The organism is Bacillus sp. DE0042, assembly GCF_007680225.1.
Lineage (GTDB): Bacteria > Bacillota > Bacilli > Bacillales > Bacillaceae_G > Bacillus_A > Bacillus_A wiedmannii.
Genome location: NZ_VEJP01000002.1, coordinates 183,456 through 196,729 on the forward strand (window position 1 = coordinate 183,456; position 13,274 = coordinate 196,729).

Consider the following 13,274-nt stretch of genomic DNA (forward strand, 5'->3'; position numbering starts at 1 on the left):
TTAAATTGTTTCATAAGTTTGGTATTTTTCTTCTCCAAGCGCTAGCTTTGCTTTCATACGATCTTCTTCTCTTTGGAAGCTAATACGTAATACCCCAAGCAACCCTTCACGCGCTTCTAATATTTGCAAGTTCGTAATACTAATTTCTTCGCGTGCCAAAATACTCGTAATATGAGCCAATGCCCCTACTTTATCTAAAACATCGACGTATAAGTCGTGATAGGCAGGAATTGCCCCTCTCTTTCGTACTGGTAAAGAGTCACGGTATTCTTTCGCGTCTGCAAAATAGGTTTGAATCTCGCCTGCATCTCCAGTAGAAACTGTATCATATAAATCTTCCATTTCAGAGATCCACTCTTTTAATAATACCATTAAATGCTCGCGATTTTGCTTAACAATATCACTCCACATTTTTGGGCTACTAGATGCGATACGTGTAATGTCTTTAAACCCTCCGGCAGCTAGTTGATGAATGAGCGGATTATCTCCTGCATGTTTCTCCACTTGCTTTACTAATCCAGCTGCGATAAGATGCGGAAAATGACTAACGATCCCTGTTACATAATCATGTTCCTCTGTATTTAGAACGAGAAAATGAGATCCTGTTCCTTGTAACCAACGCTTTAGTTCTTCCACATGTTCATTTGGCACATGATTCATCGGCGTTAAAATATAAAATGCATTTTCAAATAAATGTGCTTTTGCACTTTCAACTCCCGTTTTATGAGAACCTGCCATCGGATGTCCACCAATGAAAGAAACTTCCTTTGAAAATAAAGCTTCCGCTTCATTCATGATCGTCCCTTTTGTACTACCAACATCTGTTACAATAACATCTTCCCGTAAATGAAATGACGCTAATTTGTGTAATAACTTCTTCGTTTCTTCAACTGGAGAAGCAAACACAATTAAATGTGCCTCTTCACATGCATGCTGTAAATCTACTGCTACTTCATCTACTACGTGTAATTCTTTTGCACGCTCTACTTGTTCTTGAAATATATCATAACCTGTTATCGTTACATCGTGCTCTTTCTTAATTGCTAATGCGAGAGAGCCTCCTATTAAACCTGTTCCAATTAATACTACCTTTTTACGCATTTGCCTCATCTCGAGACTTTCTTTTTTTATTTTCAAAGTGTTGTTTTAACACTGAAATCACTCCTTCATTTTGCTCCCTTGTTCCGACTGTAATACGGACACCATTCGGGAACGGACGTATAATAAACCCTGCGTGTGCACAAGCTTCATAAATCTCTCCAGCATTCTCAACTGGCAAGAAGATAAAATTGGTTTGCGATGGATAAAATGGAATTTCATTTTCCTTACAAAAGCTCTCGTATTGTTGTAATCCCTCTGTATTCACACGAACTATTTCTTCAATAAACTCATTATCACCAAAAGCAATCGTCGCTGCTTTTTGCGCTAATGAAGATACGTTAAATGGCAAACGTACGACATTTAATTTCTCGATTAACTCTTCTTGTCCAATCGCATATCCAACGCGGAAAGAAGCTAATCCGTACGCTTTAGAAAATGTTCTAAGTACAAGAATATTTTTATGTTTTTCTAAAAGCGGTAATGTCTCCGGGAAATCTTTTGCTGTTACGTATTCATAGTACGCTTCATCAATGACAATTAACGTATTTTCACTAATACCTTCAATAAATTGAGTCAAATTTCGATCATTCACATATGTGCCTGTCGGGTTGTTCGGATTACAAATCCATACGATTTTCGTATTATTATTTATTGCTGACGAAATTTCGTCTAAATCGTATACACCGTTATTTAAAGGGATTTCTTTCACTTCACAACCTTCAATAATTGCATGATGACGGTACTGCGGGAATGTTGCACCAGCCGTTACGATGTTATCTCCTGCTTTAAGTACTGCACGGCTTATTATTTGAATGACTTCGTCTAAACCACTACCGCAAAGTATTTGTTCCATTTGGACATGTAACTTATCTGCAATTGTTTGACGGAGCGTTGTAGCACCTCCGTCAGGATATAAAGCATGTTCCAACCACGATTTTTGCAACTCATCTAAAACACGTGGTGAGCAGCCGAATGGATTTTCATTTGATGCTAATTTCACAAATGAATGATCTCCGTACACTTCTTTCATTTGTTCAGGTGATTTACCTGGTTTATATGGTTGTAATGATGATAGCTGATCTTTTACTTGCATGTTAAAACCACCTTTTTATTAAAATTCTTTTGCGTATTTGTTATGTTGCGTAATGTTTTGCTGAATTAAATCCATACGATCTTTTCCGAATTGTTCGACTAGTGCATGTGCAAGTTCCCATGCTACAACAGATTCAGCTACTACACCTGCTGCTGGTACTGCACAACTATCAGATCTTTCAATACTCGCTTGGAATGCTTCTTTCGTATCAATGTCAACACTTGCTAACGGTTTATATAATGTAGGTATTGGCTTCATAACACCTCTTACGACAATTGGCATTCCTGTTGTCATACCGCCTTCTAAACCACCGGCATTATTCGTTTTTCTCGTGTATCCATTTTCTTCATCCCATAATATTTCATCGTGCACTTTACTTCCTGGCTGTCTTGCTGCTTCAAAACCAACGCCAATTTCAGCACCTTTAAATGCATTAATACTCATAATTGCACCAGCAAGTTTTGCATCTAATTTACGATCGTAATGAACGTAACTACCAACGCCAATTGGCATACCTTCTGCAATGACTTCAACAATACCGCCGATTGAATCCCCACTACTTTTAGCGTTATCTATCGCATCCATCATCTCTTGTTCTACTTCTTTATCTAAACATCGAACTGGTGAATTTTCAGTAATCGTTTGAATTTCTTCTATTGGTAAGTTTGAAATTCGTTTCGCTTGTACCCCACCAATTTCAAGAACATGCCCTGCAATTTCTACGCCTAATTCTTTCAAAATTTGTTTCGCAACTGCACCAGCAGCTACACGAACTGTTGTTTCTCTTGCAGATGAGCGCTCTAGTACGTTTCTTATATCACGATGTCCATATTTAATTGCGCCGTTTAAATCCGCATGTCCTGGACGTGGTTTTGTAATTGTACGTTTCATATCTTTACTTTCTTTTTCCGAAATTGGCTCTGCACCCATTACTTTCGTCCAATGTTTGAAATCATCATTTTTAACGATTAACGTTATTGGTGAGCCAAGTGTCATCCCATGACGAACACCACTTACAATTTCAACTGTATCAGTTTCTATTTGCATGCGTCTTCCGCGTCCGTGCCCTTTTTGTCTTCTTAATAATTCTTTATTAATATGTTCCGCTGTTAATGTTAAACCTGCTGGTACACCTTCTAAAATAACTGTTAACTGCGGTCCATGTGATTCTCCAGCTGTAATGTATCTCATTTCTCTTGCCCCTTTACTATTTTTTTGTACAAAAAAGTCCCTACTGAGCGCTCAGTAGGGACGATGTTTATCGCGGTACCACCCTAGTTGTAGACAACTATCGTCTACCTCTCTTCTTCTGTAACGATCGTTTGACCGTCTTTCCCTCCAAAAGTTGGCGGAAAAGATGCTCCAAGGCTGTAATTCATGCTTATCTTTGTACTGATTCACACCGACCATCAGCTCTCTTTAACAGTGAGATAAGCACTACTGTTTCCTCTTCAGCGCATATATGATATGGAATTAAGATAATTTATTTTTGAAACCTTTTAACTCATCCATGAATCTATGGAATTCTGGAATATCCATTTGTTGTGCAGAATCTGATAATGCAACCGCTGGGTCTGGGTGTACTTCAGCCATTACCGCATCTGCGCCAATTGCAAGTGCTGCTTTCGCTGTTGGTAATAATAAATCTCTGCGTCCAGTTGAATGCGTTACGTCAACGATTACTGGTAAATGTGTTTCTTTCTTTAAAATCGGTACTGCTGAAATGTCTAATGTGTTACGTGTCGCTCTTTCGTATGTGCGGATACCACGCTCACATAGAATAATTTGGTCGTTACCTTGTGCAATGATGTACTCAGCTGCGTTAATGAACTCATCAATTGTTGCTGCTAATCCACGTTTTAGTAATACTGGTTTGTTAACTTTACCTACAGCTCGTAATAAATCGAAGTTTTGCATGTTACGTGCGCCAACTTGAATGACATCAACGTAGTCTAGCGCCATTTCAACATCGTTCGGATTTAAGATTTCACTAATGATCGCTAAGTCGAACTCATCTGCTACTTGGCGTAAAATTTGTAATCCTTCTACTCCTAAACCTTGGAAATCGTATGGAGATGTTCTCGGTTTGAAAGCACCACCGCGCATTAATTTTAGACCTTGGTCTTTCATCGCTTGCCCTACTTGGCGAACTTGCTCTAAGCTTTCTACCGCACAAGGTCCCATGATGAACGTTTGTGTTCCGTTTCCAATCAATTCACCTTTTACATTAACGATTGTATTTTCTTGTTTCTTTTTACGTGATACTAGTAATGCTTTACGGTTATCATCTTCTTGTAATTCTAAGCTAGCTTTGAAGATTGTTTTGAAAATATGTTGGACAGTTGACGTTTCGAATGGTCCTTCGTTATGCTCTGCGATCATATCAAGTACTTCACGCTCACGTACTGGATCAAAACGTTTCGTACCTTGTACTTGCTTTTGCTCCCCAATTTTTTGAACGATTTCACCACGTTTGTTTAAAAGGTGTAATAGTTGTAAGTTAATTTCATCTACTTGTTTACGTAATTGATCTAATTCATGATTTGCCATTTGGAAATCCTCCTCTAATGTTTTAAAAGTATAGTAAGAGAATGAAAAATTCTCTATTTTCTGAACTGATAAATTATACAAAATTTTAGTGGAATCGATACCTCTTCTTATTTTAAACGAATACTTACTATAAGGACACTATCTACTAGTTAAAAACCCACTTTTTTGTACAAAAAATCCCTACTGATCCAATCAGTAGGGACGATATTTATCGCGGTACCACCCTAGTTGTAGACTTCTTTCGTCTACCTCTCTTCATTGTTAACGATCATCTGACCGTCTTTCCCTTCATAAAGACAATACTATCTTTACTACGAAAAAGATGCTCTAGGACTGTAATTCGCTCTTGTTTTTGTACTGGTTCACACCAACCACCAGCTCTCTGTTACAGGGAAACAACAACTACTGCTTTTCCTTTCAACGCATATATATTTAATTTTCAAGTTAGACCACTAAAATACAAAAAGTCCCTACTGAATAAATCAGTAGGGACGATATTTATCGCGGTACCACCCTAGTTGTAGACTAACTTTCCGTCTACCTCTCTTCACTGTTAACGATCAATTGACCGCTTTTTCTTCATAAAGACAATACTATCTTTACTACGAAAAAGATGCTCCAAGACTGTAATTCATGATTATCCCTGTACTGGTTCACACCAACCACCAGCTCTCTGTTACAGTAAGACTAACCACTACTGTGATCTCTTCATTGCACTTTGTTTATTCAAATGTTTTTGAAATTGAATAAGTATGATTCGTATTATAGAACGCTTTTCAAAACACTGTCAACAACTTTTTATATTTTTTTTAAAATTCCACTTCCGTCCTACATTTCTTCTTGTAAATTCTCCATAACAATTCCGATGCGAATTATCTCATTATCTATTGCATTTAATACATATTTTTCTAATCCATACTGGATTAATATTGCTTTTATTTGAATAATTTCAGTTTCAAGTAAATCAGCTTCCTGAAGCGTTTGTAGTAAAGTGAAAAATACATTTGCATACAATTCTTTATACATTTTTATACTCTCTGTCTTTTCAAGTATTTCATTAAACAACTGTTTTAACTCCGTTTGATTCCCTTTTCCAAGCACATCTGAAAATGTTTTTATTATAGATAATCCTCTTTCTATTATTTCATCCATAAATAAAATAATACGCAAAAGCATTACATATTCTCTAGCTGTGATTTCACCCATTTTCGGTCGCTCCCGCAAAAATACACTGAGCCAAGATGCCCAAAATTTTTGTTGTTCTTTTGCACTTAGCGTTTTTACGTAATAGCATAAAAACTGCATAAATTTAATTTTATTTTCTTCATTTTCTTGTATAAGTAACGGGTATAACCAATCTGTTTTTTGCTCCCAATACAGTACACATTTAATAAATACAAAACTAAGCCATTTCAAGAAAGCTTCCCTCGTATGCGGATGTAATACTTCCAAATGTTCTACCGCATACTTAATAAATCGCTTCATCTCTGTAAATAAAGGTAAATTGATTTGCGTGTAACATAAGCCTGCCCATGCATATTTCGTAATCTCATTTTCCTGCTTTAAATCTAAGTACGGTAACAAATATTTTCGGCACCATTGCTTCTCAATATGATAAAGAAATGTAATATCTGCTACTAAACGAGCTAACATAAAATTTGTCCGTTCTGTACTAACTCTTACTTGTTCTTCAAATAAAAATAAATATTCATACACGTTACGATCGTATAAATGATCATATGATAACAGTTTTAATAATACAGCTGTCATTTTCCCAACTGGATGCTGGATCGATTCATTGTAAAAATCTTGTTTTCCAAGCTTAAAATCTGTATCGCTTTTCATTACTTGAGGGAATACCGAAAAAGCAAACCGTTTCACATTGCGTATACTATTTTCCTCTAACTCTTCTAATCGATTACTAATTTCATATAGAAAGCTACTAATTAACCAATGAAAAGCAGTATTTCTAACAAATTTCTGCAATAGCGGAATAACTTTTTGGATTTGTTCATTTGTCAATCCTCGGTTATTTCGCCACTCTCTAATACAAACAAACCATACTTCATTACTTATTTCGTGCATACCAACTAATTGATAGGCAAATGAAATACTCCATTCTGTATTCAACTTACATGCTTTCGATAACATCTCTAAAAAATGGCGTTGTTCAAAAACACCATCTTGAGAAAATTGACGAACTTGCTTCATAATTTCATCGTCTTTCAACTGCAATAATCCATCAGCAGTTACATTACAAGTAATACTTTGTTCTGCCGTCTCTTTCTTTTGTACACTATATCGATTAGAATGAAAGTGAGGATGTTTTTGCTTCATTAACTCATAACCTTTTGCTGTAGATGGACTATTCGAATCACAAGTGAATAATAAATCTAAAACTAAACAAGCATCAAATGCTCTCTCCTCTGCAAGGTCCTTCAATACAATTTGAATAACCTCTTCCTTTGTTTTTTCTAAAGAGACTGCGAAATGATTTTTTATAAGTTGAAAAACTTCGTGTTTATACGTGACATCTAAAAGAAGTCCTTCCTGTAACAACCATTTCATTTTGGCATCGGCGCTAACGAATATATTTTTATTCATCGCATCAATTGCAATTCGGTTCTGAAGCATGCTGTTTGCTTCTATCATTTCTGTAATATAATAATTTGCTTTTTTTTCATTATTTTCACACAAATAGGCTAAACACTCTTTTACAATTTGAATTAAAAATGCAAGATCATTTTGCTGAAACTCTTTTTCAACATTTTCCTTATCCTTTTTTTTCAGTGCCGTTTGTCGTAGTGATAACATTCGCATCTTCTCTATTCCCATCATCATAATTGGTACGGCGTAATAGGAAATATGAGGTTTCATCTTCTCATTCCAAATTTGCTCCACATAAGAAAATGTAGACACTGGTAAACGACTCGATTCCTCAAGTTCTATTGATTCTTGTGTATCATTTCCCCCTTTTCTCTCCCGCTTTAACTTAAGCTTTCCATCCAAAATAAACGTTAGTAATAATAAAGCAATCTCTTTATGCTCAGGAAAAGAACATTTTTGGAGTAAGTAAGAAATTTTTTCAATTGATTTACTATCTTTTTCAGCTGTTTCTAGTAAAAGAAGTGTCCATCTTGCAAACAACAACGGGTCCATTTTAATTTTCGTTTCGTTTAAGTAGCTACAAATTGTTCTCCATAATAACGGAGATAGTTTAGAATGATTTTTAAAAATTAATTGAAATAATTCTTTTTGATGACTAAAAAGAAATTGTTCCACCAACCATTCTGCAAGTAATTCATCTACCTCATTATCGTTTGATGTAACTAAAAATAAATTTTGTAATTTCCCTTCTGCTTCAAGCCATTCCACCCATTCATAATCATGAGCAAATTCAACAAAGTAGCGGACTGTTTCAATTTTTTTTATGGATTGTTTTATGTATGATAATTGTTCCTGCTCTACTGACGGTGGAACTGTTACTATGTCACGAATCCGCATTCGTTTTGTAATATAATTATCTCCCATTAATTCCGCCCATCGCTTCACTGCTTTAACAAGAGATTGATGATTATTACCTTTATTCGGGTATACAATCGGCCGTATTCCTAAATGCTCCCAATGGTACGTATTTTCCCCTTGCGCAACAAATGCATAACGCCTTGTACTTGGTGGTAAACCAGTTGCTAAATATTTCATTACTGGGTCATTATGGCTATATCCAACGAATAAAACGGTATAATTCGAGAATAAATCAACTAAAAATCTTCTTGCCCATCCTTCCGTCAAGTAAGCCCTTCCAAAATCACCATCTGTTAATATTAATGCTTCTTTCTCTTGTTCTATATTGCCATGTATGTAGGCGAGTCCTTTAAACGCTCTACCTGTAGGTAACGCAGGTGCGTAATATACGTTTAATTCTCTATTCATTTCTTTCATCGCAGTTGTAAAATGCCGATCAAAATTTGTCGTTACAATGCGGACTTCCGTATCTAAAGGAAACAATCTCGGAATCGCATAATGAAGAGGATTCGGCTTTGATTTTTCAATATGAACTAAATCTCTTGCAACTTGATGTATATCTTTTGTTTTCGCAATTTTACCAAGATAATAATCATGAGGTTCTGTTATTTCACGCGTTTCTACATATAACGTTTTCGCAATCTCATCAACTAGATCATCAAAATTCGGTAAGTTTGATTTCCCTTTCATAGAAACTCCCGCTCCAACAAATAGTACTAACTTTCCTTGTTCAAGATGATCAATTAACTCCTCTGGAATTTCTACTTCTGAAGTAATCCACATCATGGATTCCCCCTTACCTAAAAATGTCATATACTCTCATTTTACTATAACATTTTTTTCTTTGTTTTTTTAATATTTAGACAAAAATCGAACGTGAAAAAGTTTTATGTAAATATATTTGTTACAATGTATGAACTCCTAAATTTATTGTAAAACTATGTATAAATCGGAGGTGTAAATATTGAATGGTTTTACTGTAGTTCTTATTAAGTTTATATCGTGCATTATCGCATTTAGTATCGGACTCGCTTTATTTTTCCCTGCAACGTTCGTCCAAATTATTTCATTTAGTCTCTTTGTTACAATCGTATCCTATATGTTCGTCGATAAAATCATATTAAACCGAATAGGCAATACCGGTGCCATTATGTCGGATTTCTTACTAACGTATTTAAGCGTATGGATTTTCGGTAATATTTTATTAGACAATTACATGCAAATTGCATGGGGTAGTTTCCTTTCCGCTACTGTCTTTACATTATCTGAAGTAATCGTTCATCGCTTTTCTAACTCACACACAAGGCATAACAATGATAACATTCATATTAATCGCCGCTTTGCATATGGTACGGAATTTGCTGAAGAACAGAATGTATTGGATAAAGATAAGAATAAGAAGAAATGACATTTTGATGCAGGAGCGCCCTTTTTAATTATGTGGTGCTCCTTTATTTTGTTTTCATTATGGTACGTGAAATTATATGAACGATTTTTCAAATATATCGACGTTTCGACAAAGAATATCGACTTACCAGCAATATTTGAAACTATTTCTTACAATAAAAAAACTGCCTCTTATTTAGAGGCAGTCACTTTCAAATCTTTTAACGGAACAACATTAGCAAACGCTCCAAACACTACATTATGATGCTTTACAATGTCTTCAGCACGTAACACTTCTGTATTAAACGTACTATGTGCATCACTCACTAACGTTACTTTATACCCTTCACTAAACGCTCTTCGCGTTGTCGTGTCCACACAGTACTCTGTTTGCATCCCTGAAATAATAACGTGTTCAATTCCTTTTTCTTGTAATACTTCATTTAAGTTCGTCTTATGGAATGAATCTGGCGTCGTCTTTTCAATGATACTGTCCCCTTCTTGCGGGGCAACTGCCTCATGCACTTTCCAACCAGCTGTACCTTTTTCTAACGGATGATCTTTTGGCCCATTATGTTGTACATAAATAACTGGAATATCATTTGAACGACATTCCCCAATAAGCTCTTGCAATATTTCTAAAAACTTTTCCCCATTATGTACTGGTATTCCTGCTGTATACATACCTGCTTGCACATCAATTACTATTAAAGCTTTTTTCATTTCGCGCAGCTCCCTTTGTTTGTATTCTATCATCCAACAATCTTCTAATTTCCCCTCATGCAGCTCATGTTCCTTTAATATCTTCACTTTTTTAAAGCCGCATTTTTCATAACATTTTATCGCACGTTCATTATTTACTTTCGGATCCATTGCGATTGCTTCTGCTCCCGTGTTCTCCATAATATATGTAATTGCTGCCTGAACGATTTTCGTTCCAATTCCTTTTCCCCAATAAGTCGGCTCTCCGATAAATTGATCCATTCCCCATACATTTTGTAATTCTTCATAGCCATATAATGTTTTCCACTCAGAATCAATTGGGTACATTTGTATGTAACCAATTGGAACGGCATCAAACTCTATTAAACATCTTTTTTCATGACTATTTGGATTATGTATAAAATGATTCAGTACCATTTCTACAGATTGCGGATTATCTCGTCCTTCGTAATACCGCAAGACTTCTGGGTCTGTTAACCATTTTGAAATAGTTGTTGCATCCTCTTCTATTACGTACCTAACTGATACATTATCTTTTTGAAATAGCATATAGTACCTCTTTTTAATTATTTATATTTTTCCTTTTTTTAAAATCTTTCATTGCACCTATTAGTGCGTATGGTAACAATGTAACCGCAAAAAGAGCAGTAAACAAATTAAAATGAGGGATTTCATATGGAGTGAACCATTCCGTAAAAAATTTGGAATGTAAAATTCTACTTAAAAATTCCCCACTTGGTTTAAAATTTGGTGCCCATCCAGTAACCTCACAAATAATAAACAACAATTGAACAATAATAAATGCCCCTAGATAGCGAAACCATGTCCGTTTCAAAATCGGCTGCGCCTTATTTAATTTATGTTCCATCTAGCTCCCACCTTTTTACTTCCATCCTATTAATTATACACTTTTCACGGTTTATTTGTTAAAATTTTCTATATAATCATTCGTGCTGGGGGAATACATTATGTCTAATCCTATCCTTAAATCAACATTAATCATTCTTAGAGGAAACTCCGCAAGTGGTAAAACAACAATCGCAAAGCAACTACAAGAACATTTCGGAAAAGGTACACTTTTAGTATCACAAGATGTTGTACGTAGAGATATGCTTAGGGTACATGATACGATGGGTAATTTATCACATGATTTACTATTTGAAATTACAAAATACGGAAAAGGAAAATGTGAATTTGTTATTTTAGAAGGCATTTTAAACAGTCGTAGATACGGTGAAATGTTGAAAGAATTAATACATTTTTTTGAAGGAAACGTCTATACATATTACTTTGATTTATCGTTAAAAGAAACGATTCGACGACATACTACAAGGGACAAACGGCATGAATTTGGTGAGGATTCCCTACAAAAATGGTATAATCCGCACGATACAATTGAAGTTACTAGAGAAACTATTTTTACAGATAACTTCACGCAAAAAGATATATTTGATGCGATTCTTACTGATGTTGCAATCAAAAAACAAGACTAACATAATATGTTAGTCTTGTTATGTACTTTGTATTTCAGTTTTTATAATTGAACAATCTTTACATAAATAATAGTATATATTCATTTCCCCAAACTGGAAATCAACTACTGAAATTAGTCCACGTTCTTCGATATCTTGTGTAATTGTAGCAACATACTTCATCTCTTTAGAACAAGTTGGACACGCCAAATTCTCTGGAAGATCACCATATAATTGTGCCCCTAATAATCTACATACATATTCAGAACCGAACAAGTCAAAAGCTTCCCAGTAACTATCTTCATCTATAGGTATATCATCATTTTTCATATTTATAAGCTTTACCGTTGTTTTTGGTAATGAAACTGGTAACTTATATTCCTCTTCCATTATCCATTCTTCTGTATTTTACTGCTGTATGATTTGAACTGTCTTACCTCCATCACTTAGCTGGAAATATTGTGGACCCCACACCATCGCGCAGTTCAAGCATGAAACTAAAGGCAGAATGTCTAGCTCACTACTTTTAAGTTCAGCAATCCTCTCATCTTTTAAATCAAAACAGAGAATTTGATGCAGATTCTCACCACATAACTTACACAATGGTAAATTACAATCTTCACCACCAAAGTAATGATTATAGGCCTCTTTCCCTTCCACTACCCTATACCCTTTCAACTCATTGCAATGTGCGCCATATAATTCTGTTGTCATATTCTATCCTCGCTTTAAATAAATCTAATCCAATTCATTATAAATAAAACTAACACTAGAATACACCTATACTTTAAACTTAATTACACTATTACGAGTAAAAGTACATAGTAAATGATTTATAATAAATTTACTTTTTCTTTCCATAAATCAATCATATTTATTCAAAAATAAAAGCCAGCCTCAATAAAGAGAACTGACTTCCATCTAGTTAACTAAATTTATTATAAAATTTTAACTTTAACAGTTTGCCTTCCCCAATTCATAGCTTTACTTTTTGAACCCATTAAAACATCAATACGATTTCCTTTAATGGCACTTCCAGTATCACCTGCGATAGCTTCTCCATAACCTTCTACCCATACTTTAGATCCTAATGGGATTACTTTCGGATCCACTGCGATAATTCTCATATTCGGATTAGACGTTAAATCATGCCCCATCGCAGTTAAAACGCGTCCACCATATGTACCATTTTCACTTGGATCAGCAGTATATGCAGTCGCTACTACCGTTAATTCACGCTTAGCAGCCTGCTTGTTATTTTTAGACTCTTCTTTTGCTTTGGCCTCTTCCTTAGCTTTTGCTATTTCTTGGGCTTTTGCTTCTTCTTTTGCTTTTGCTATTTCTTGAGCTTTTGCTTCTTCTTTTGCCTTCGCTATTTCTTGGGCTTTTGCTTCTTCTTTTGCCTTCGCTATTTCTTGGGCTTT

General features: G+C 35.2%; 10 protein-coding genes, 2 pseudogenes and 3 other annotated features. Of the genes and pseudogenes, 2 read left to right on the plus strand and 10 right to left on the minus strand.

Translation table 11 applies throughout. The features are described 5' to 3' along the window. The 5 genes from tyrA to FS802_RS11330 form a co-directional block, all read right to left on the minus strand. Window positions 1–1,101 carry a prephenate dehydrogenase gene (gene tyrA / locus FS802_RS11310; protein WP_001228147.1) on the minus strand — a complete coding sequence of 367 codons (1,101 nt, stop codon included), beginning with the start codon at window positions 1,099–1,101 and terminating at the stop codon, window positions 1–3. Beyond that, window positions 1,094–2,194 (minus strand): histidinol-phosphate transaminase, encoded by a 1,101-nt coding sequence (gene hisC / locus FS802_RS11315; RefSeq protein WP_070168902.1) that lies wholly within the window; start codon window positions 2,192–2,194, stop codon window positions 1,094–1,096. Before hisC ends, tyrA begins: the two co-directional genes overlap by 8 nt. 18 nt (window positions 2,195–2,212) lie before the next feature. Continuing rightward, window positions 2,213–3,385, minus strand: coding sequence for a chorismate synthase (gene aroC / locus FS802_RS11320; RefSeq protein WP_001269422.1), 1,173 nt, complete (start codon window positions 3,383–3,385; stop codon window positions 2,213–2,215). A gap of 53 nt (window positions 3,386–3,438) precedes the next feature. Then, window positions 3,439–3,658 (minus strand) — a binding site (T-box leader). A gap of 9 nt (window positions 3,659–3,667) precedes the next feature. Beyond that, the gene (locus tag FS802_RS11325; RefSeq protein WP_001273578.1) at window positions 3,668–4,744 is read right to left on the minus strand and encodes a bifunctional 3-deoxy-7-phosphoheptulonate synthase/chorismate mutase; all 1,077 of its coding nucleotides are present in this window, start codon (window positions 4,742–4,744) and stop codon (window positions 3,668–3,670) included. Window positions 4,745–4,938: 194 nt separating this feature from the next. Continuing rightward, window positions 4,939–5,174: a binding site (T-box leader), on the minus strand. A 54-nt stretch (window positions 5,175–5,228) separates the two neighbouring features. Next, window positions 5,229–5,465, minus strand: a binding site (T-box leader). 107 nt (window positions 5,466–5,572) lie between these two features. Next, window positions 5,573–9,052, minus strand: a complete 3,480-nt coding sequence (locus FS802_RS11330; protein WP_186367213.1) for a DUF4020 domain-containing protein — start codon at window positions 9,050–9,052, stop codon at window positions 5,573–5,575. Window positions 9,053–9,233: 181 nt separating this feature from the next. On the opposite strand from FS802_RS11330, the gene FS802_RS11335 reads away from it, so the two are divergent. Beyond that, window positions 9,234–9,677 (plus strand): YndM family protein, encoded by a 444-nt coding sequence (locus tag FS802_RS11335; RefSeq protein ID WP_001013097.1) that lies wholly within the window; start codon window positions 9,234–9,236, stop codon window positions 9,675–9,677. 170 nt (window positions 9,678–9,847) lie between these two features. On the opposite strand, the gene FS802_RS31485 is transcribed toward FS802_RS11335, so the two are convergent. From FS802_RS31485 to FS802_RS11350, 3 genes and pseudogenes are all read right to left on the minus strand, one after another. Further along, window positions 9,848–10,378, minus strand: a complete 531-nt coding sequence (locus FS802_RS31485; RefSeq protein WP_255285499.1) for a cysteine hydrolase family protein — start codon at window positions 10,376–10,378, stop codon at window positions 9,848–9,850. Window positions 10,379–10,393: 15 nt separating this feature from the next. Continuing rightward, window positions 10,394–10,927: pseudogene (locus tag FS802_RS31490) on the minus strand (GNAT family N-acetyltransferase); the annotation flags it as partial. 13 nt (window positions 10,928–10,940) lie between these two features. Next, window positions 10,941–11,246, minus strand: a complete 306-nt coding sequence (locus tag FS802_RS11350) for a YfzA family protein (RefSeq protein ID WP_098098168.1) — start codon at window positions 11,244–11,246, stop codon at window positions 10,941–10,943. 100 nt (window positions 11,247–11,346) lie between these two features. Between FS802_RS11350 and FS802_RS11355 the strand changes: the two genes are divergently transcribed. Beyond that, window positions 11,347–11,871, plus strand: coding sequence for a kinase (locus tag FS802_RS11355; RefSeq protein WP_098091664.1), 525 nt, complete (start codon window positions 11,347–11,349; stop codon window positions 11,869–11,871). Between the two features lie 18 nt (window positions 11,872–11,889). Here the strand turns inward: FS802_RS11355 and FS802_RS11360 are convergent. Then, window positions 11,890–12,564: pseudogene (locus FS802_RS11360) on the minus strand (hypothetical protein). A 224-nt stretch (window positions 12,565–12,788) separates the two neighbouring features. Then, a partial coding sequence (locus tag FS802_RS31495; RefSeq protein ID WP_260989065.1) for a 3D domain-containing protein occupies window positions 12,789–13,274 on the minus strand: 486 nt, incomplete at its 5' end.